This is a genomic window from Pararobbsia alpina, assembly GCF_965118125.1.
In the GTDB taxonomy this organism is placed as follows: domain Bacteria; phylum Pseudomonadota; class Gammaproteobacteria; order Burkholderiales; family Burkholderiaceae; genus Pararobbsia; species Pararobbsia alpina_A.
In genome coordinates this window covers 1,105,832-1,126,774 of the sequence record NZ_OZ221287.1, presented here as the reverse complement: position 1 = coordinate 1,126,774, position 20,943 = coordinate 1,105,832, and the positions used below count along the sequence as shown (strand labels likewise).

15 protein-coding genes and 3 pseudogenes are annotated in these 20,943 nt (G+C 61.4%); 16 read left to right on the top strand and 2 right to left on the bottom strand.

Annotated features, from left to right (window positions below):
* The first annotated feature begins 154 nt into the window (after positions 1-154).
* The 13 genes and pseudogenes from ACMFWR_RS04805 to ACMFWR_RS04745 all read left to right on the top strand — a co-directional run bounded on the left by ACMFWR_RS04805 (position 155) and on the right by ACMFWR_RS04745 (position 15,348).
* Entirely contained in the window at positions 155-1,483 is a 1,329-nt protein-coding gene (locus ACMFWR_RS04805) for an NAD(P)/FAD-dependent oxidoreductase (protein ID WP_413193874.1), read from the top strand.
* Positions 1,480-2,391 carry a DUF1365 domain-containing protein gene (locus ACMFWR_RS04800; RefSeq protein WP_413193873.1) on the top strand — a complete coding sequence of 304 codons (912 nt, stop codon included), beginning with the start codon at positions 1,480-1,482 and terminating at the stop codon, positions 2,389-2,391. Before ACMFWR_RS04805 ends, ACMFWR_RS04800 begins: the two co-directional genes overlap by 4 nt.
* Positions 2,388-3,602, top strand: a complete 1,215-nt coding sequence (locus ACMFWR_RS04795) for a class I SAM-dependent methyltransferase (RefSeq protein WP_413193872.1) — start codon at positions 2,388-2,390, stop codon at positions 3,600-3,602. Before ACMFWR_RS04800 ends, ACMFWR_RS04795 begins: the two co-directional genes overlap by 4 nt.
* 181 nt (positions 3,603-3,783) lie before the next feature.
* Complete coding sequence (locus ACMFWR_RS04790) at positions 3,784-4,440, top strand: hypothetical protein (protein ID WP_413193871.1); 657 nt, start codon at positions 3,784-3,786, stop codon at positions 4,438-4,440.
* Positions 4,441-4,443: 3 nt separating this feature from the next.
* Positions 4,444-5,052, top strand: coding sequence for a hypothetical protein (locus tag ACMFWR_RS04785; protein ID WP_413193870.1), 609 nt, complete (start codon positions 4,444-4,446; stop codon positions 5,050-5,052).
* A complete protein-coding gene (locus ACMFWR_RS04780; RefSeq protein ID WP_413193869.1) occupies positions 5,052-6,029 on the top strand; it encodes a hypothetical protein in 978 nt (325 codons plus the stop codon). The genes ACMFWR_RS04785 and ACMFWR_RS04780 overlap by 1 nt, the downstream gene beginning before the upstream one ends.
* A gap of 151 nt (positions 6,030-6,180) precedes the next feature.
* Positions 6,181-7,110: an ABC transporter substrate-binding protein gene (locus ACMFWR_RS04775; protein WP_413193868.1), complete on the top strand. Its 930-nt coding sequence runs from the start codon at positions 6,181-6,183 to the stop codon at positions 7,108-7,110.
* Positions 7,111-7,165: 55 nt separating this feature from the next.
* The gene (locus ACMFWR_RS04770) at positions 7,166-8,827 is read left to right on the top strand and encodes an amino acid ABC transporter permease/ATP-binding protein (RefSeq protein ID WP_413193867.1); all 1,662 of its coding nucleotides are present in this window, start codon (positions 7,166-7,168) and stop codon (positions 8,825-8,827) included.
* Between the two features lie 119 nt (positions 8,828-8,946).
* A pseudogene (locus tag ACMFWR_RS04765) lies at positions 8,947-10,242 on the top strand (acetamidase/formamidase family protein); the annotation flags it as partial.
* A gap of 277 nt (positions 10,243-10,519) precedes the next feature.
* Positions 10,520-11,546, top strand: a pseudogene (locus ACMFWR_RS04760) (AraC family transcriptional regulator); the annotation flags it as partial.
* A 104-nt stretch (positions 11,547-11,650) separates the two neighbouring features.
* Positions 11,651-12,919: pseudogene (locus ACMFWR_RS04755) on the top strand (acetamidase/formamidase family protein); the annotation flags it as partial.
* Between the two features lie 83 nt (positions 12,920-13,002).
* Positions 13,003-13,404 carry a RidA family protein gene (locus ACMFWR_RS04750; protein WP_413193866.1) on the top strand — a complete coding sequence of 134 codons (402 nt, stop codon included), beginning with the start codon at positions 13,003-13,005 and terminating at the stop codon, positions 13,402-13,404.
* Positions 13,405-13,578: 174 nt separating this feature from the next.
* Positions 13,579-15,348, top strand: a complete 1,770-nt coding sequence (locus ACMFWR_RS04745) for a phospholipase D-like domain-containing protein (RefSeq protein ID WP_413193865.1) — start codon at positions 13,579-13,581, stop codon at positions 15,346-15,348.
* Here ACMFWR_RS04745 and ACMFWR_RS04740 read toward each other — a convergent pair.
* Together ACMFWR_RS04740 and ACMFWR_RS04735 are read right to left on the bottom strand one after the other, a co-directional pair.
* The gene (locus ACMFWR_RS04740) at positions 15,264-15,704 is read right to left on the bottom strand and encodes a DUF3331 domain-containing protein (RefSeq protein WP_413194785.1); all 441 of its coding nucleotides are present in this window, start codon (positions 15,702-15,704) and stop codon (positions 15,264-15,266) included. The two genes, ACMFWR_RS04745 and ACMFWR_RS04740, sit on opposite strands and share 85 nt — an antisense overlap.
* Positions 15,705-15,884: 180 nt before the next feature.
* Positions 15,885-17,126, bottom strand: a complete 1,242-nt coding sequence (locus ACMFWR_RS04735; protein ID WP_413193864.1) for a PucR family transcriptional regulator — start codon at positions 17,124-17,126, stop codon at positions 15,885-15,887.
* 406 nt (positions 17,127-17,532) lie between these two features.
* Between ACMFWR_RS04735 and ACMFWR_RS04730 the strand changes: the two genes are divergently transcribed.
* From ACMFWR_RS04730 to ACMFWR_RS04720, 3 genes are read left to right on the top strand one after another with little or no spacing between them, the layout of a single operon-like run.
* Positions 17,533-17,946: a YtcA family lipoprotein gene (locus tag ACMFWR_RS04730; protein WP_413193863.1), complete on the top strand. Its 414-nt coding sequence runs from the start codon at positions 17,533-17,535 to the stop codon at positions 17,944-17,946.
* Between the two features lie 21 nt (positions 17,947-17,967).
* On the top strand, positions 17,968-19,080 hold the full coding sequence (mdtN, locus tag ACMFWR_RS04725) for a multidrug transporter subunit MdtN (protein WP_413193862.1): 1,113 nt from the start codon (positions 17,968-17,970) through the stop codon (positions 19,078-19,080).
* A 9-nt stretch (positions 19,081-19,089) separates the two neighbouring features.
* The gene (locus tag ACMFWR_RS04720; RefSeq protein WP_413193861.1) at positions 19,090-20,943 is read left to right on the top strand and encodes an FUSC family protein; all 1,854 of its coding nucleotides are present in this window, start codon (positions 19,090-19,092) and stop codon (positions 20,941-20,943) included.

Below are 20,943 nucleotides of genomic sequence, written 5' to 3'. Positions count from 1 at the left end.
CCGCTGTCGCAACGACAACTACACCCGCATCCACAACCACGCCCTCTGCCGCAGCCACGTCCATAGCCACAACCACAACTGTGGCTTCAACCGCAGCCACAGCCATAGCCCCGGCCACCACCACCACCGGTTCATCGTCCGCGAGGTCCAGCCAATGAACCCGGCACAGCACGCCATGCCGCCGAGCCAGCGCGTTGCCGTGGTGGGTTCGGGCATCGCCGGCCTGGCGAGCGCCTATTTTTTGTCGCGCCGGCATCGCGTCACGCTGTTTGAGTCTGCCGACTATCTCGGCGGCCATACGCATACCGTCGACGTCGAGCTCGAAGGGTCGCGTGCGGCCGTCGATACCGGGTTCCTCGTGTTCAACGATCGGACCTATCCGAATCTTGTTGCCCTGTTCGAAGAACTCGGCGTTGCGGCGTATCGCAGCGACATGTCGTTCTCTGTGTCGGTCGACGGCGGCGCGCTTGAATGGGCCGGCACCAACCTGAACACGGTCTTTGCCCAGCGGCGCAACGTCTTCTCACCGACGTTTCTCGGCATGCTCCGCGACATCCTCCGATTCAACAGCGCTGCTGCGATGCATCTCGACACAGCGACGCGCTCGGGATATTCCGTGGGCGAGCTACTCGCTACGGAGGGATACGGCGTGCCCTTCCAGCAGCACTATCTGCTGCCGATGGCCGCCGCGATCTGGTCGAGCTCGGCCGCCGACATCCTGCGCTTTCCCGCGGTGACGTTTCTGAGGTTTTGCATCAATCACGCTTTGCTGCAAGTCAACGGGCGTCCGCCGTGGAAAACAGTCGTCGGCGGAGGCCGCACGTATGTGGATCGTCTGTCGTCAAAGCTCGACGATATCCGTCTGCGTACTCCCGTGCGAAGTGTGCGGCGCGACGATGAAGGCGTCACTGTCACGACCGACCCTTTCGGCGCGCAGCGTTTCGACGCGGTCGTTCTTGCGAGTCACGCGCCGACAAGTCTTCGGCTGCTCGACGACGCGGACGCGCTCGCGCGCAAGACACTCGGTGCAATCCGCTTTCAGCGCAATGTGGCAGTACTGCACACAGACCCAGCCTTGTTGCCTCGCAGCCGACGCGTATGGTCGGCATGGAACTACCTGAGTCGGCGGGCCACGCACACAGTCGAAAGTGAAAACGAACGAGAAAGCGGTCATGCGCCGGTGTGCGTGAGTTATCTGCTCAATCAGCTTCAGCCACTGCCGTTCCGCACTCCGGTCATCGTCACATTGAATCCGCACGTCGATCCCAGCGATGACACCGTGCTCGGGCGATACGACTACGAACACCCGCTACTCGATCTCAACGCCATCGACGCTCAGCGCATGCTCCCCGAACTGCAGGGTCGTCGTCGCACCTGGTTTGCCGGCGCGTGGACGGGCTACGGATTTCACGAAGACGGACTGAAGTCGGCGCTGCGCGTCGCGGCGGATTTCGGTGTGGCGCCGGAATGGGCCGCGCTATGAACACGCACAACGTTGTTGACGCGAGCGCAGCACGGCTACTGACCGGATATGTGTCGCATGCGCGACTACGCCCCGTGCGTCACGCATTCAGATATCCCGTGTTTCAGGTGCTCTGCGATCTTGGTCGACTCGATGAACTGCCGCGCTGGTGGTTCGGGGTCGATCGCACGCGCTTAGTCTCGATTCACGCGAGCGATTTCGGACCACGCGATGGACGCCCGCTCGATGCATGGATGCGCGAACGTCTTGCCCAAGAAGGCATTCCGGCAAACGGAGCGATCTGGCTGCAGGCCATCCCGCGCATCGCGGGCTATGCGTTCAATCCCGTGTGCTTCTGGTATTGCCACGATACGGAGGGGCGATTGCGCGCCTTGTACGCGGACGTTCGCAACACCTTCGGCGAGCATCACGGTTATCTGCTCAGCGCGCCAGATCATGAGCCCATCACCGACGATAGCGTGCTGATGACCCGCAAGACCTTCCACGTGTCTCCGTTCTGTGACGTCGACGGGCACTATGCGTTTCGCGTCCGACGGGATGGACGCCGGCTCGTGGTGTGCATCGACTACGACGATGCAACGGGTCCCCTTTTGCGCACTGCGATCGGCATGCATATCGAGCCATTCGACGGCCGGCGCGTGTGCCGCGTTCTTCTCACGCAGCCGTTTGTTGCCGTCGGCGTCATGGCAAGAATCCACTGGCAAGCCTTGCGCCTGTGGATCAAGCGCGTGCCGTTTCACGGCACGACACCGCCGTCTGCTGCAAGCGGGAGCACGAGCGCGAGCGGCCGAGATGACGCGTTGCAATTGGCGCGCGACGCTGACGCTGCCCGGCGCGACGCCGTACATCGCGAATCAGACCCGAGCAGTCTCAACACCATCCATCACGATCACGGGGCACGTTCATGACCTTGCTACACGCGTTCGGCTCGCCTTCGGCGATGCCCCTGTCGGCCCGCGTGTTCTTCTCGCTGATGAGCCGTATCCGGCACGGACACGTCACGGTCATGACGCCGGACGGCATGTCATTCGTGTTTGGCGACCCGCATCAGCATCCGTCCGCAACGCTCGAGATCCGCGACTGGCGAGCGTGCGGCGCCATTCTTCGCGCGGGCGACATCGGATTCGCGGAGGCCTATCGCGAAGGGTGGATTGACTCAAACGACCTAGCCGCGGTGCTGATTGTCGCCATCCGCAATATCCGTGAACTCACGCCTGCAGTGACAGGCGCGCGCATTTCGCAGCTTTGGTACGCCCTGCGCCATCGGCTACGGATCAATTCAAAGGCCGGCAGCCGCCGGAACATTCACGCGCACTACGATATCGGCAATGCGTTTTACGCACTTTGGCTCGATCCGACATGGACCTACTCGAGCGCGTGGTTCAACGGCGATGCGACGCTGTCGCTCGAGGCTGCACAAAACGCGAAGTATCAGCGCATCATCGACACGCTCGGGCTGCGTGCAGGCATGCACGTGCTCGAAATCGGCTGTGGATGGGGTGGCTTTGCGGTGCACGCGGCACGTCAGGGCATCTACGTACACGCGCTCACGATCTCAAGCGCGCAGTTCGAATCGGCGTGCGCACGGGTTAGCGCAGAAGGCGTGTCGAAGTTTGTCGAGATCGAGTTGCGGGACTACCGCGATGTTGCCGGCGAGTACGACGCCATCGTGTCGATCGAAATGTTCGAAGCGGTGGGTGAAGCGTATTGGCCTATCTACTTCGGGACGCTAAGCCGCTGCCTTGCTCCTGGGGCCCGCGCGCTGATCCAGTCGATCACGATCGACGAGGCCCAATTCACCGCATATCGACATTCGAGCGACTTTATTCGCGAGTACATCTTCCCGGGAGGGATGTTGCCAAGCCCCGAGCGACTTATCGGCGCAGCGGAGCGCGCCGGCTTATGCGCGGAGACAACGCTGACTTTCGGCGTCGATTACGCACAGACACTGCGTCATTGGCACGCGGCGTTCGAGGCCAGGCTTGATGAAGTGAGAGCACTGGGATTCGACGAAAGGTTCGTGCGGACGTGGCGTCTGTATCTGAAGTATTGCGAAGCGGGGTTTGTCGAAGGACGGACGGACGTGGTGCATTGCGTTGTTCAAAGGCCGGCTCGATGAGTGACATGGCCAGACACTGACCACCCCTTGCCAGCCACCCGTCGCCGGTCAGCCGCCGGCAGCGCCCTACCCTTCGCCCCCAATATCTCCTAAAGTAGTCTGCGACAGCGGCTTCTCGCTTTCTCGTTACGTATCACTGCGAAGTCCCACCGAATCGGTTCCTGATCAACAAGGACGGGCGATGGACCACACCACGTACGAGGTTCATGTCACACAGGCGACTCACGCGGGCATTCCATGGCATGAGTTCATCCCGATCCTGCCGAGCCTGATCTGGCTGCTGATCGTGATCGTGCTGCTGTTCTGGCTCGGCGATTGGGGACTCAAGCAGTTTCTCTCACGGGCGACAAAAATCGGCGTGGCCGGACTTGAAATCGAACTGAGCACCGGCGTGCATGAAGCCGCGCTCGCTCAGGGCGTCGAACTGCCCGAACACGAGCGCGACAGGATCGTCCGGCGCCTTGAAAACGCCAAGCCCTATTTTGAACGGGCGCGCTTCTTATGGATCGACAGCGCGCCGGAGAACAACCGGAACGAAATCCAGGTTCTCATCTCGCTCGGATCCATCGTCGATCTCGCTATCAATGACCACATCGCGCTGCATCAACTGCAGACGGGCGTGTACGACGTCGTCCTGTCGAATATGTCGCGCGGAGGAAACCGTGACGCCGGGCTGGCTCTGATCACCCCGATTCGTACGGCGATGCTCGGGCCGACGCTGATCTTCTATGTCGGTGACCCGACACGCGTGCGGCCGCCAGGGGCATTCGGCATGACCACGGCACCCGACGAGCTGTTCCATCTGATCATCGATGCGCTCGAGCGGCGCAGGGTGTGAGCCATGATCATCCAGAAGTGCGTCAAGGGAATCGGCGGCGGATACGGCGGAATTACGCAGACTGGTGCGTTCGACCTCATACACAGCTCCATTGGCATTGTGGCCAACCGATGGCGAAACGGGCACGGTACATTCTCGACCGCCGACATCGCCGCTCATCTGACCGAGACTAACCTCGATCGTCACATTCACGATTTCCCGGCGTATGGGGGCCGCACGCCGTTTATTTCGCTTGCGAGCGGCGCGGTCAGGCGTGACACCGTCGCGTGGGACAACGAAGACTACTCGGCGATCGACACTGCGCTCGACTTTGCGACGGATAACTGGAGCCGGTCCGGCGCGCTGGTTTATTGCTGGGTGCTGACGGGCGTCAATGCTGCCGTCGAGAACCATATGGTCGCCGAGTCCGTTCGCGATCTGCTGATCTATCGTCGCTGGTCGAGATACCAGCTCGAAGGCGAGGTCACCGCAAAAGGCTGGGTACCGTCGAACCAGATCGAGCGCGTCGAGTGGTGGGACGGATCGATCGACACACGCGATCCCGTGGCGACCCTCTGGAACCCCGGATACACCGAGCCCGCACGGCTCTCCAATTTGAGGGACCTGTTCTGATGGAACCTCCGTTCGGATTCGACCCGGGTAAGTTGCGCAACCGACGCCGTTTCTTGTTGTCACGCGCACGCGCGCACCTCAGCGCTCCAGTCGGCGTGCGCGAGCGCGCGTTCGCGGCGACATTGTTACGGGATGCCGCGTATATGCGCCTGCTTATGGCTCGCGCACAAGATGCCGCAGCGGCGCGGCTAGCTTCAGTCGGGGACCGTTACCTCACTCTTGGCGTGTTTGGCGGTGCCGTGTTGCTTGCGCTCGCGGGCCGCTCAGACGACCTCTATCGTCATGACCGAAGGATGGCGGGACTCGCATCACCTCAGAATGAGCGCATCGACCCGCAGAGCGTAGGGCCCTACCCCTTTCTCTCGTCGTCACTGGCGTCGCCCGTGCAACATCTCGCCATTCTGCAAACACGTTGGCTGGCGCGGAGCCGCCGCGCGTCAACGCGAGATGGGTCCAGCGACACCGGCCGATGGTACGGGCGCCACGAGTTCGTTGAATTCGATCTTCAAAACGACTCCGGCGAATACGCCGCGCCAATCGGACGCGATAACGGCTCGCGCGATTCACCGCCATTCGGCTGGGCCGTCGAAACGATGGGAGGCGGATCCCCTTCGCCCAGACAGCGTCACGTGGTGCTTGAGCCGTCGGGGCTGACCGTCGCGGAGTATTGCCAGATCGCCCAGGCACTGGTCGAGCGCGACCACGATCGCATCGATCTGATCGCGCAAGGGTTTCAGACGATGGTGAACACGCGCCGCCAGCGCCTGATCGAGGCCATGGAAGACACGCATCACTGGCCCATGATGTTGCGCCCTGCAGCGCTCGTCGACATCGACGCCGTCGTGCTGATTGCCTTGTATCTGAACGCCGACCTTCCTCCCGGTCTCTATCCATACCTCTCTGATGACAGCGAGCCGGCGCTGCATGCTCCTCTCTATGTGGCCCAGCTCATGATGGGGGCGCCGCTCGTCCTTTAGCGAGTCGGGTGGCTTCCCTTCACCCCCATCCAAGCTTTTGTTCGCCCCTGAACAAGTCCGCCGAATTTCCTCTACCTACTCTTGCGCTGAAGCGATGCAACAAGGCCTACATGGGGTACGCCATTGACATTCGCCGCTCAGGAGTTTCGGGATGCACCTCACTCTCGTCGGACACGCACAGGGTTGGCTCGACAAAAGCGGCGTCGCGCGCCGCTCGCGCGAGCTTGTCGTCGGCGCGGCTTGTTTAGTCGCATTGCTGCTTTCGGGCCACGCGCACGCCGCGGGTGCACCGGCGCCAGCCGAATGCAAAGCGCTGCAAACCAAGTACCCAGCGCTCAAGGGCAAGACGCTCGTCAACGCAATCAACCCGCACACGCCCGGGTACGAAGCGCTTGACCCCAACGACCCCAGCAAATACATCGGCTTCGATATCGACCTCGGCGAATCCATTGCCAACTGTCTCGGCTTCACGATGACCTATAAGCCGGTCACGTTCGCAGCGCTGCTGACGACGCTGCAAAGCGGCCAGGCCGATATCGTGATTTCCGACATCTATGCGACTGAAGAACGCGCCAAAGCCGCGGACTTCATCACCTATTCGAAGGTGTTCGACGGGGTGCTCGTGGCCAAGGGCAATCCGAAGAAGATCTCGGGCATCAACGCTTCGATGTGCGGCACCACTGCGGCCGAAAACACCGGCTATGTCGAGGTGCCGCTGATTCAGAACCTCGCTCCGCAATGCAAGAGCGCAAGCAAGCCCGAAGCCTCGATACAGCTCTATGACAACAATGCGAACTGCATTCAGGCCATTCTCGCGGGCCGTGCTGACACGTATATCAACGACGTGAACACGGTCGATCAGGCGGTCAAGGCCTATCCCGACAAGCTCGAAAAGGCAACGGCCGTCACGCTGCCCTACTCGATCGGTATCGGCGTACCCAAGGACAAGCCCGAATTCCGCGCCGCCGTCATGGATGCCCTCCTGGCGATCCAGAAAGCCGGCATCCAGAACGACCTGCTGAAGAAGTGGTCCCTGGGCGCGGAAAACCTCGAAACGCCGAAGCTGATCGTCTCGAACTGATCGCCTCGGATTGATTGCCTCGAACTGATTGCCTCGAACTGACGGTGTCGACCTGATGGAATTGTTTCTGCACTATCTCGGGCTGCCGTATCTGCTGCGCGGCATTGGCTTCACGATCGCGGTGACGGTGCTCGGTCTCGCAGGCGGGCTCGTCATCGGGGTCGTCATCGCCGCCATGCAATTGAGCCGGGTCGGCCCGCTTGCTGCGATTGCCCGCAGCTACACAGTGATCTTTCGCGGCACGCCGCTGATCCTGCAGCTCGTCTTTGCGTACGACGCCCTTCCGCATATCGGGCTCAAGCTCAGCGCACTGGGCGCAGCGGGTCTTGCGCTCGCAGCGAACGAAGGGCCTTTTATTGCGGAGATCTTGCGCGCCGGGGTCCTCGGCGTCGATCGCGGACAGTTGCTTGCGGGGCAGGCGCTCGGCATGACGCCGTCCGTGCTGATGCGCCGGGTCATCGCGCCACAAGCCATTCGCACGATGGTGCCGGCGTTGGGCAATGAATCGGTGAGCGCGCTGAAGAATTCGTCGCTCGCGTCGGTCATCGCTGTTGACGAACTCACGTTGCGCAGCACACAGCTCGCCTCGTCGACGTTCGACTTCTTCTCGATCTTCTTCGCTTCAGGGCTGATGTATCTGTTGCTGACCGGCGCCATCGCTGCCATTCAGTTGGCCTTCGAGGCGGCGCTGGATCTTGACCGGAAAAGCTCCGGCCGGCTCTCGAGGTGGGTGCCGTGGCGACGTGTCGCTGCGGCGGCTGAGGTAACGGCCGAAGTAAAAGCTGACGTAGACGTTGACGTAAAGGCCGAAGCGCACACCGAAGTGCGACCGGACGAAGCAATGGAAGGTCTTTCTCCGGGCGCACGCCGTGCCCCGGCGTCACCGCTGCGACCCGACCGCGCGGCCCGCGAGGCCGAACTCTCTCGCCATGCACCTGCCGTGCAGATCACCGGACTGCAGAAGTCGTATGGCAAGCAAACCGTGCTCGAAGGCTTTGACATGACGGTGCGCACCGGTGAGGTGGTCGTGCTGCTCGGTCCAAGCGGCTCCGGCAAGAGCACGCTGTTGCGCTGTATCAATCACCTCGAGCAATGGGACGCGGGCGAGATTCGGGTCGACGGCCGGCGGCTCGGCATTCGCGTCGACGGCAGGCCGATGACCCCGCACGACATCGCTAACGAACGTGCGAGCGTCGGTGTCGGCATGGTGTTTCAGCACTTCAATCTGTTCAGCCACCTGACGGCCTGCGAAAACATTGCGGGGCCATTGCGCTGGGTGTTCGGCGTCGCACCGGCCGAGGCCGACCGGCGCGCGCGAGCGTTGCTCGAACGCGTCGGACTTAGTCATCGCGCCGATGCGTTGCCGCGTCATCTGTCCGGCGGGCAGCAGCAGCGCGTGGCGATCGCGCGTGCCCTCGCACCCAATCCGCGTGTGCTGCTGCTTGACGAGCCGACCTCGGCACTCGATCCGGAACTGGTCGGCGAAGTGCTTGACGTGATCGAGCGTCTCGCGGTCGAAGACGGTCTGACCATGATCATCTCGACGCACCAGTTGCGATTTGCCAATCAGGTCGCGGATCGCGTCGTGTTCATGAGCGGCGGCAAGGTCGTCGAGCAAGGGCATGCGCACGATGTGCTCACGCGGCCACGCCATCCGCTGACGATGCGCTTTCTGAGCGTGATGGGCGCCGACGAACGGCTTGAGGGTTCGACGTGACGGACGCAACAACCGTGACAGGCATGACGGGCATGACGCATCGGCCTGCTCCCGCGTCCTGAGCAAGGCAAATCGGCTCCGTCCGCACACCGTCAGAACGAGCTTGAACATACCTCCCGCCATCCCAACGCCGGGCGGGAGCCTTCGACAAGGTTCCAATCGATATGAAGCACCACACTCTTCCCGTGTCTCCCAAGACCATGCATTGGGGCTACTTCAGCAAGGCTGTCGCACCCACCCTGGTCATCCAGTCTGGCGATCGCGTCACAATCGAAACGCTCACGCACCACGCCAACGACGATCACGAGCGCATGGTCGCGGGCGACCCCGGGGCGGAAAGCGTCTTTCACTGGACACGTGAACACAAAGCCATGTCGCGTCGTGGCGCGGGGTCTGCCGATGCGCCCTTCAAGCTCGGCGCTGGAGAAGGTGTCGGCGTCCATCTGCTCACCGGACCGGTCGCAATCGAAGGCGCGGAACCCGGCGACGTACTCGAAGTGCGGATCCTCGACGTACGTCCGCGTCCGAGCTGCAACGCGTGCTATCAGGGACGCTGCTTCGGATCGAATGTCGCTGCGTCGTGGGGCTTTCAGTATCACGACCTGATCGAAGAACCGAAGCCACGCGAAGTGGTAACAATCTTCGAACTCGACACGCAAGGCGAGCCGTTCGCGCGCGCGGTCTACAACTATGTCTGGACGCCACAGACCGATCCTGACGGCGTCGTCCACAACACGATCGACTATCCGGGCGTCAAGGTCGATCACACACTAGTGAGCAAGCGCGAAGACATACTGACTGACGTCAAGGTGCCTGCTCGTCTGCACTTCGGCACCATGGGCGTCGCGCCCGCCGAAGCAGACTTCGTCAGCTCGATCCCGCCCGGCCACACGGGCGGCAATATCGACGACTGGCGTGTCGGCAAGGGCGCCCGCATGTACTACCCCGTCGCCGTCGACGGTGCCTTGTTTTCGGTGGGTGACCCTCACGCGGCGCAAGGCGACAGTGAGCTCGGCGGAACGGCAATCGAAACGTCATTGACCGGCGACTTCGAATTCGTGCTGCACAAAAAGAACGATCTCGGCGGCACGATCCTCGAAGGCCTTACGCATCCGATGCTCGAGACCGACGATCAGTGGTCAGTCTATGGCTTTACGTTCGCGAACTATCTCGCGGAACTGGGCCCGAACGCACAACTCGAGGTGGCGCAGCACGCGAGTCTCGACAAGGCCATGCGGGACGCCTTTCGCAAGCTGCGCCGCTTTCTGATGACCGTGCACCGGTTAAGCGAGGACGAAGCCATTGCGCTGATGTCCGTCGCCGCGGACTTCGGTGTTACGCAGGTCGTCGACGGTAATTGGGGCGTGCACGGTTCGATACGGAAGAACATGTTCGCCGGGCGGCGCACGGTTTGAGGCCTCCCCGATTCTCCGTGCTCCGCCGCGGTGCATGCCTGAGTGCTACATGTCCAGCGCTCGCGGCGCGCTCGACGCCTGTCGCCCGCGTCGCGCCTCGATACACGGCAACGGTACGGTGTGTGTGCGGTCACCGGCCATGTAATGGCATAAAGGTTGCTTCGAGGGTGCTTCGATGACGGGCCCGGCTCAACGATTTCGCGACGATCGATACCAGGCCCCGCTCGAGGCGCATGGAGACGCACGTGCGTCGTTATCCATGGCCTCGGAGCTGGCGTTGGACTTACTGCGCTTTACCACCGAATCGTATCCGCAGATCGAGCGCCATCGTTCGTGGAGAGACGCGCTCGACCGCATCGGCTTACGCGCCGGAGCGTTCCCGGCCCGTGGCGAACTCAACGGCACGCTGCACTCGCGCACATCGATCGGTGGCTTCGACCTGAGTGTGCTCGCGTCGGTTGCACAGACGCTCGAGCTCAATACGTCGGGTGTCGACAGCTTGCTGATCGTGCTGAATCTCGACGGGGCCGCCACGTTGACTGCCAATGGTCGGCAAGCGCGTGTTGCTGTCCATGATCTCGTCTACTTGCCTTCACGCGAGCATGCGGCGCTGACTTTCTCGACGGATTTCCGCGCATTGGTCATCCGCGTGCCGCGTGAAGCGATCAGCGGGAGGCTACTCGCGCCGGCAGCGATTCGCGCGGGGCACATTGCAGGTGACGCGGGCATCGGTCACGTGTTCGCGGGATTTCTCGCATCGATCGCAGAAAGCATCGAGACGCTATCCGTCACGCATCTGCGACCTCTCGAACTCGCACTCGCCGAGTTCATGGTCGCGAGTCTTTCTGCGCATCAACTCGATGAAAACATCGGCGCGCTGACGACGTCGCAAGCTGCAATCTTTGCGCGCGTCTGTCGTGGCATCGATGCGCAGCTCGGCGATTCGAACCTGAGCGTGGCATCGCTTGCCAAGCAGGAAGGCGTGTCGCCGCGGTATCTGCAGAAGCTGTTCGAGGCGGTCGGACAAAGCTTCTCGACGTATCTGCGCATTCGTCGGCTCGAGCGTTGCCGCGCGGAACTGATCGACCCGCTGTATATGAAGATGTCGATCTCAAACATCTGCTTCCGCTGGGGCTTCAATGATCCGGCGCACTTCAGCCGGGCGTTTCGCGAGCAATACCATACGTCGCCGCGCGCGTTTCGGCACGAAGCGAATCTCGAACTCGCGAGACATCTCGTCAGGCGTATTTCGCGCGGACTGCCTTTCAGTGCTGAGAGCCTGATCGCCCACGCGCAAGGTGCCGCCGCTGTCGGCCGGCCGCCTGCGCGTGCTCCCCTCGACGATGCGGAAACGCTCGTCGAGAAGGCTCCGGCCACAAGCCGCGGGGAAGGCGGAAAATCTGCTGCTCGTCGCGCGGGCAAGCCACGTCATCACCTGCTGCGCGTGTCGGCGAACACGGTCCATTGGGGCTATTTCTCGCATGACCTCAAGCCTGTGCTCGAGGTCGACAGCGGCGATACCGTAACGATCGAGACACTGACCCAACACGCCTCGGACGACTGGGCACGCATGGTCGCCGACGATCCTGGCGCAGAGAGCGTGTTTCACTGGACGGCGGAACGCAAGAACGTCAATCGACGCGGCGCAGGGCCGATCGACGCATCGATCTATGGGCGCGGTGCGGGTGAGGGCTTCGGCGTGCATATCTGCACAGGTCCGGTGGCTGTGCGCGGCGCTGAACCTGGCGACGTGCTCGAAGTCAGGATCCTCGACGTACACCCTCGCCGATGCGCCAATCCGCGCTTCAGCGGGCGGGCGTTCGGCAGTAACGCGGCGGCCTGGTGGGGGTTTCACTATCGGGAGCTACTGACCGAACCCAAGCCGCGCGAAGTCATCACGATTTATGAGCTTGATGCAGAGCGACCGAAAGACGGTCCCGCGTACGCACGAGCGGTCTACAACTACCGCTGGACGCCGCAGCGCGATCCGTTCGGTGTCGTGCATCCGACGATCGACTATCCCGGTGTGCCGGTCGATCATTCAACGGTTGTCGAAAATCACGAGATTCTGAAGAACGTCAGGATTCCGGTGCGACCGCACTTCGGCCTGATTGCAGTCGCGCCCCAGCAAAACGGCCTGATCGACTCGATTCCGCCATCGACATTCGGCGGCAATCTCGACAATTGGCGTGTCGCGCAGGGTGCCAGCGTCTATCTGCCCGTTGGCGTGCCGGGCGCGTTGTTGTCGGTCGGCGACCCGCATGCGTCGCAGGGCGATTCGGAATTGTGCGGCACGGCGATCGAGTGTTCGCTCACGGGCGACTTCCAGTTGATCCTCCATAAGAAGGCATCACTGGATGCTCAGCCGTTCGCCGACCTGACCTATCCGCTCGTCGAGACAGCCGACGAGTGGGTATTGCATGGCTTCAGTCATGCGAACTATCTCGCCGAATTCGGTGCACAGGCGCAAAGCAAGGTCTACGAGAAATCGACGCTCGACCTCGCGATGCGTGATGCATTTATCAAAACGCGACGCTTCCTGATGACGACCAAGGGACTGAGCGAGGATGAAGCGATCTCGCTGATGTCGGTCGCCGTCGACTTCGGCGTCACGCAGGTTGTCGACGGCAACTGGGGGGTGCACGCCATCATTCGCAAAGCACTGTTTGGCACGTAGCGTATCCGGCAGACTGCACCGCAATCGCCGGTGCCCGGATGCGCCCTTCCCGACAATCGACCTCATCCACACGGTACACACTGATGGCATCATCACCGCAATTCAAGATGATCGAAGGCGCGCCGACGCCTGTCGCCCCGTTTTCCCACGCCGCCGAACAGGACGGATGGGTGTTCCTGACCGGGCAAATGCCGACGTGGCCCGACGATGACAGTGCGCCGCTGCCCGAAGGTGTCGCTGCGCAGACTCAGCGCGTGATGGACAACCTCATCATCGTGCTCCAAGGACTTGGACTCGGGCTGGAGAACGTGTTGTCCGCCCGCATCTTCCTGACGGAATTCAAGCGCGACTACGCAGCAATGAACGCCGTCTATGCCGCGTATTTTCCGGCGGGACGTTTGCCAGCGCGCACGTGTATCGGCGTAACTGGGCTGGCGCGCGACGCGCTGGTGGAGATTGACTTCGTCGCCAGGCGGCCGAGCTGAATTCGTTTGCCCGCTCTTCGATAACTCTCGCGACATCGATACCCGCAACAATCCTCCCCTTTCGTCACACGAACTGACACATCTCCGCCTCACACTATCTGTCGAGGCTTTCTGCAGCGCCTGTCTTAGCGATACCCGTCCACAACAAGAGTCTCACTCTTTCAGGAGCGCGCTATGAAATCGGTTGCCTTTTCGAACAACGATATCGCCGTCGTAGCCTGGAGCTTCGACGGTACGATCAAGGACTGTCTGGGCTTTGCGATTTACCGGATCGATACGGCGACCGGCACGCAAACCTGCTTGCCCGCGCTCGCGACGTTCAAGGGCCAGGATCCGACGGCACATCGCACGACCGAGCAGGATCCGGTGCAGAAGTTCTTCTGGAAAGACCTCACGGCCAAACGCGGTGGCTCGTATCAGTACAAGATCGTTCCGATGGGCGGTGCCCCCGGAAGCCTGCAGCCCTTGCTGATCGCTCCGCTCACTTCGAATATCGTCAAGATTTCCCCGGACTACGGAACACTGTCGGCCTACTTCAATCGCGGCATCCTCGCGACACAGGCGACGGCCAGGGCCCTGCATGACGACGATGACCTCACGAAGATGGCGCAGGAAGTGACGCAGCGGATCGCCAACCTCGATGATCCGCTCCGGGCCAATCTTGCCGGCGACATGATTGAAGCGATGACTGCATTGCCGACGGAGGCGGCGCAGCACAACGGCAAGGTGTATTGCGCTCTGTATGAGTTCGAAGACACGCAACTGATCGGCGCACTCACACCGCTCGCGGGCAACGCGAACGTGATCCTGTCCAATATGCCCGGCAAGGTCGATGATGCGAGCACTAACGATGTGTACGCGCCCGAGCGTGCCCAGGCGCATCAGGCAGGCGTCAACGTGACGGACCGTATGATGCCGGGCGGACATATCGGCCATAACAAGTTCACAATTCTCGACGTCAACGGTCCGGCCGCGGTGCAGTTCGGTTCGACGAACTGGACGGATCGCGCTTTGTGCGCGCAGTCGAATAACTCGATCATCGCGCGCTCGCCGAAGATGGCAGCCGCGTACATGGACTACTGGAACCGGCTAAAGGCAGATACAGACGCAGCCGGTGGCAAAGGCAAGCAGGCTGCCACGCTGCGCGATGCCGACGCGAACGGCCCGGTCAGCATTGAGCTTGAAGACGGTAGCGGCACCGTCGATCTCTGGTTCTCTCCGAACACTGAGCATGTCCGCGCAAAAAAGCACGATGGCGAAGCCGTGCCTCCCGATCTCGCCGAAGTGTTTGCGTTGATTGCTGCGGCCAAGCAGGCGATTCTGTTTGTCGCTTTCGAACCCGGTTCGCCGAGCATCATCGAAGAGATCGCCAAGGCGCAGAATGCGAACGCGGACCTGTTTGTGCGCGGTACGGTGACCGTTTCAAAGGCCGCCGACGCCTTCGCCGTCGCCATCAAGAGCGATGCAGCCAAGGGCGATAAAACCGGTTCTGACCTTCCGCAAGAAAAGGTGCCCGAGGACTATCGGGTCATCCCCGCGACAGGCGTCAAGGATCCGATCGGTGTCTGGGAAAGAGAACTCAACAAGATCGGCTTTGCCGTCACGCATAGCAAACTGATTGTGATCGATCCGTTCTCCGATAACTGCGTGGTCGTGACCGGAAGCCACAACCTCGGGTATCAGGCGTCGTACAACAACGACGAAAACATGGCGATCATCAAAGGCCATCGTGCGCTGGCACAGGCTTATGCCGCTAACGCGCTGGACATCTACGATCACTATGCATGGCGCTGGTGGCTCGCGAAGAATGCGAATGACGCCTGGACTTCGCTGGCAAGCGACGATTCATGGCAGGACCACTACTTCGACAAGCAAGGCAACCCGGTGTCGGCGGAGCTGAAGTTCTGGCTGGCTGCTTCGGACTCGCTGGTCGTCGACGCGTGAATCGATCCGGGCTCCCAGGCGTAGAGTCGATCAACGACTGAAGAGAGGATCATCGAACTGTGGTTCGACGGACGAGGTGCGACGGGGATCGGGCGGTAGACGGGGTCGCCGATACGGACGGGTTCGTTCGACAACGCGCATGCGCCGGGTCGGCGCGCTACGCCCTCGCGCCAGGTCTGCTCAAGGTATCGGCATGCGGTCGCGTCGGCCCACGATACGGTGATCGTGATTGGGCTGGCTCGTCCGTGGACGATGACGGTAGCGGCGGGCGGCAACCCCTCCGCTGAACTTGAACCTGAACCTGCACCGGCGTGTGCGGCAGCAGGGCGACCGTTGAACGACGGAGAAACGGGCATCAACGTGGCGTCGCCCGTCAATGAGCCGACGATTTGCTGCCATACCTGCTTGTCGAACGAACCGATGCTCATCAGGAGTCCTCTTGGATAGGTCGAGAAAACCAGCTGACACCCCGCGTGGCGGTGTCGCCGCCTTGCGAGGGGGAATGACACGCAAACGATTCACTACACGCGCCACTTTTAGCGCGACGACGCCCTCAATTTGAGCGCCACGTCCAGCTTCGATACCCAACCGGCGTCGTCGAGTGACGCGCCCAAAATGCTTTCGATCCGGTCAAGCCGGTAATTGAGCGTGTTGGGATGAATACCCAATTCGCTTGCCGTCGATTTGCGGCGCTGTAACTGTGCGAAATACATTTCGAGTGTCGTGAGCAACTCGGGCTCATTCGCCAATTGTTCGATCAGCGACACCAGATAGCGCAGCGCGTTCTTCGTGCCGCGCACGCTCTCTTCGACGATGATGTCCGAGTACATCCGGACCTTGCCTTCGCCCTGGCGGCCGCGACCGAAACTCAAGGCTCGCCCCGATTCGGTCGCAGACATCGCCCAGCCCGAGGCGCCCTCGCCCATCAGGCCCACACCAATGGCACGGATCTCGGGAAGCACTTCAATGACCGCGCCGACTCGCAACGCGACATCGCGATCGCTCATGCCCATCAGATCGCCGCGCCTGCACGGCACCCACAGCATCAGCAAATCGCGATGCCAGCACTCGAAGACGTCGTCGACGGAGAAACGCATACGGCGTGCAATGGTGGCAACCACCCGATCGATCTCGCTGTCGAAACCGACGGACTCGACGTCGATGCCCTCGATATCGATCGCCAGTGCAATGCGCGGCACGGTGGCATCGAGTCCGAGTGCGGCGGTCGTCTTCGTAAAGCCTTCGATATCGTCCGGAAAATTGAACACCATGCTGTGCAACTGGTGCTGTAGCGATTCGCGCCACCGCGCCTGCTTGTACTGTTCTTCCATGTACGCCTGTGAAATCAACTGCGCCATCTCGTCGAAGTACTGCATCAGGTACGGCGAGATTTTGAAGAGCAACTCCTGTTGCAAACCATCGTGGTTGCGCACGTCTTCGATGCACGCACACCAGAGCTCGCGCGAGCCAAGCCGGAATGCACGCAGCAAGGACTGCAGCGGCACGCCCTGATAAATGCGCCGGCGCCCGAATTCCTGAAACGCAGACAGATCGTTCGCCGTGGGCTCGACGCCGGTGAGCAGCGTCTTGAACCAAAGCTCCGCGGAAAACGCAATCGACTCACGCAAGTCGAGCCGTGTCGCGGCATCAAGCGCATCGTAAGGGCCGACGTGCGTCAGCATCTCGAACACGCGGTCGATGATGCGTACGCGCTCGCCCGATATCTTCTCTGTCCATGCGCGCAGTGGCGCGGAAATTTCCGGAACGTTGTTGTTCATGGTCAATGTGTTCGCTGAGTCATCACAGAGCGATCCGCACCTTGTCCGGACATCTCCCCGATGTCGGTTCCGGTCGGCGCAATCATAGGTACAAACAATAAGCTTGAATAGCATTCGGTCTTGTGACGTTGCACAAGGTTTTTGTGGGTTTTTCCACAGGCCGCACCGAATCAGGGCTCATTGCTTCGAGTGTCGCGCGCCCCACGACGGAACGCAGACCGTGAATTGCGCCCCTCGGGCGGTGCAAGTGCCCCCTTATGGCGACCACCCCCAGCCCTGAAGCGTCGGCATCGAATTGTGCTTCTGCACAAAACCGTTGGTCGTTTTTCCAAAAGACATCTGAACGGCTCGTTGATACAGTTCGCCGTCTCGCGATCGGCGCGTGGTCAGGTCGTCAGGTCGGCCGATGGCCAATCTGGTGCACCACTGTGACAACAAGATTGCATCCGTGAGGCATGCAGACTATTGTCAAATCGGTAGCGCACGCTCTAACGCCGAAGACGTCCGGTCACTCTCCAGGCACGCCATGCGCGACTTCAATATGCCACGCACGCGTTATCACGTAGTCATCGCCGCCTTGGCGGCCGCGCTCAACCTGTTCACGAGCGGGTGCGCAAATTCGCCGTCGATCAATGTACTCGGCGCTTACTTCCCGGAATGGATGTTCTGCATCGTCGGCGGCGTGCTGCTTACAGTTGCCCTGCATGCAGCCTTCGGACGGACACGTTTCGCTGTGTGGCTGCGCCCCACTGCCGTGGTATATCCGGCGGCATTGCTGATGTTCGCGCTGCTGATCTGGCTGATTTCCTTTCAACGCTAAGCATTCGACGGATCCGACGCAATGGCCATGGCAAGCGCCAACTCCAGCCCCGCCAAAACCGAGGGCGGCAAACCTCCGAAGAAACTCGTCGCCTTTGCGGTCGTCGTGGTTGCGCTGATTCTGCTGGTCGTCGTGATTCGCATGGTCGATCAAGCACCGCGAACGGATGACGCTTTTGTCTACGCTGACACCGTCGACGTCGTACCGGAGGTCAACGGTCGCATCGTCGATCTGCCGGTGCATGACAATCAGGCGGTCAAACAAGGCGATCTGCTCTTTCAGATCGACCCGCGGCCCTATAACGACGCGCTCACACGCGCCAGAGCGTCACTCGTTGCGCTGAACAAGCAGATCGAACTGACGCAGCGCTCGGTCAACGCCCAGCAATACAACGCGGAAGCCGCGCGCGCGGCGGTCGAACGCGCTCGCGCCGCGTCGGAACAGGCGAATGACACACTGCGCCGCACCGAACCGCTGCTGACCAACGGCTTCGTGTCGGCAGAGGAAGTCGATCGCGCGCGGACGGCAAGCCGCTCCGCACGGGCCGAACTTGCGGCGGCGCAATTGCAGGCGCAGCAAGCAGCAGCGGCCGTCAGCGGTGTCGACGCGCTCGTTGCCCAACGCGCGGTGATTGAAGCCGAGATTGCGACGGCAGAGCTCAATCTGGAGTTCGCGACGGTGCGCGCGCCGTTCGACGGCCGGGTCGTCGCACTCAAGACCGCGACAGGCCAGTTCGCTTCGGCGCTCAAACCCATCTTCACGCTGATCGATACGCGCCATTGGTATGTGGTCGCCAACTTCCGTGAAACGGAACTCAAGGGCATGCTACCCGGCACGCCTGCTACGGTGTATCTGATGAGTGATACGGGGCAGCGATTCAAAGGGCGTATCGACTCAATCGGCTTCGGCATCGCCTCAGACGAAGGCGGCCTCGCGCTTCCGGGCGGCTTGCCGCACATCCAGCGCAGCCTGAACTGGGTGCACGTCTCGCAACGATTCCCCGTCAAGATCCTTGTCGAGAATCCGAATCCGGATTTGTTCCGCGTCGGCACGTCAGCTGTCGTGGTGTTGCATCCCGGGCAAGACGGCCATGACGACCACGATGACCATGACGCCAATCGTCATCCTGAGTGAGCACCTGCGATGAGCACGGTCGATCACGCATCGCCCCGGGGTTTCGATCTCGTTCACTACCTGCGGACGGAACTCGCGCCCTTTCCGGGGCGACTTAACGTTCTCATGCGCTGTGTCGTGGCGAGCGCGATCGTGATCGTCATCGCGCAGACGCTCGAAGTGCCCGAGCTTGCGTTGTCGTTGCTCGTTGTCTTCTATGTGACGCAGTCGAACGTCGTTGTCACGCGCCTCGTCGGTGCGATGTTTATCGTCGGCTCGACCCTTGCGATCGGTACGTCGATTGTGCTGCTCAAGTACACGTATGACGTGCCGCTCGTGCGCATCGTCGTCGCCAGCGGCTTGTTCTTCGCTTCGGTGTACCTGATGCGTGTGCTGAAGATCGGCATCGTGTTTTTTATCGTCGCGATCGTGGTGATCTACTCGCAGACGTTTGTCGATCGCACCGATCAGGCAGAAACACTGGTGCGTGCGGTGCTCTGGGTCTGGGTCGCGGTCAACTATCCGATACTCCTGACGCTGTTGATCAATGCGTGGCTGTTGCCGGTGGAACCCGGTGCTCAACTTCGCGCTGAATTGATCCGGAAACTCAAAGCGGTCGAGATGACACTCGGGCAATGGGCGGGCGAAGCGTCGGCCGAGCCTATTGACGTCACGCCGGCGGCGGCACGGCAGAGTGCCGTAGCGTTACCCAAGCTTTTGAAGTTCCAGGCGATGCGAGAGCATTTGAGTCGCGATGAACAGGCCTATGCGTTGGCGCTTGTTGCAACGGTTTCGCGAATCTATCGGGTCGCCAGTGAGTTGCCGGCAGCGATGTCTTTATCCAGTGCCGAGAACTCACGAGCGATCTTCGAACTCAGGGCGCACTGCGAAGCGCTGATCCAGGCCATCGGTGCGCAACGGCGATATTCAGCGACTCCCGTTGTGCCCGGTACGCTTGCCGCTCCCGGCACGCATGAAGCACACGTCGTACACGACGCCGGCATCACCCCGGTCCTTGCAGAAATGCAAACCGCATTTCGTGCACTCGCCGAATATCGCAGCCTCCCCGAAGAAGTAGCGCGTGAGTCTGCTCGCGAACCCTTCATTGCGCCTGATGCCTGGACCAACCCGGCTTATGCGCGCTTCTCGCTCAAAACGCTGCTGGCTGTCCTGCTCTGCTACGTGTTCTATAACTCAACCGACTGGCAGGGCGCACATACGATCATGCTGACCTGTCTGATCGTCGCCTTGCCCAGTCTCGGCGCATCGGCCGAGCGCGCGTTGCTCCGTGTCGGCGGTGCGGCGATCGGCAGTCTCATCGCGCTGCTTCTCGTGGTGTTCGTCATCCCGCAGCTCGAGAGCATTACCGGTCTGCTACTAGCCGTGCTTCCCGTCATCGCATTCGGCTCATGGATTGCGGCGGGCTCGGAACGCATTGGTTATGCGGGCGTGCAGATCGTGTTCACGTGCTCGCTCGCGTTGTTTGAACATTTCGGTCCGACGATCGACCTTACGGAGATTCGCGATCGCATGATGGGTATCGCGCTGGGTGTCATCGTTGCGACGATCATTCAGATGTCGTTCTGGCGTGAGGGAGAAAGTGACGCGTTGCACGGCAAACTCGCAAAGCTGCAGAAAGCCGTGGGCGCGTTGGTGGATGCCGGTCATGCGACACCGCAAACCGATCCATCGCCGACTGTCGTCGAGTCGCAGGAACATTTGAATGCATGGTCTGCGATTGCGGACTGCGAAGCCACGCTCGCTCGCATTGCATTCGAACCCAGCTGGCAGGAAGGCGAGCAGGATCAGTTGATCCTTGACGCTCAGGCGGTCATTGCTCAAGCCCGCGATCGTCTCACGCCCGCTCCTCAGGGGGCCACATAA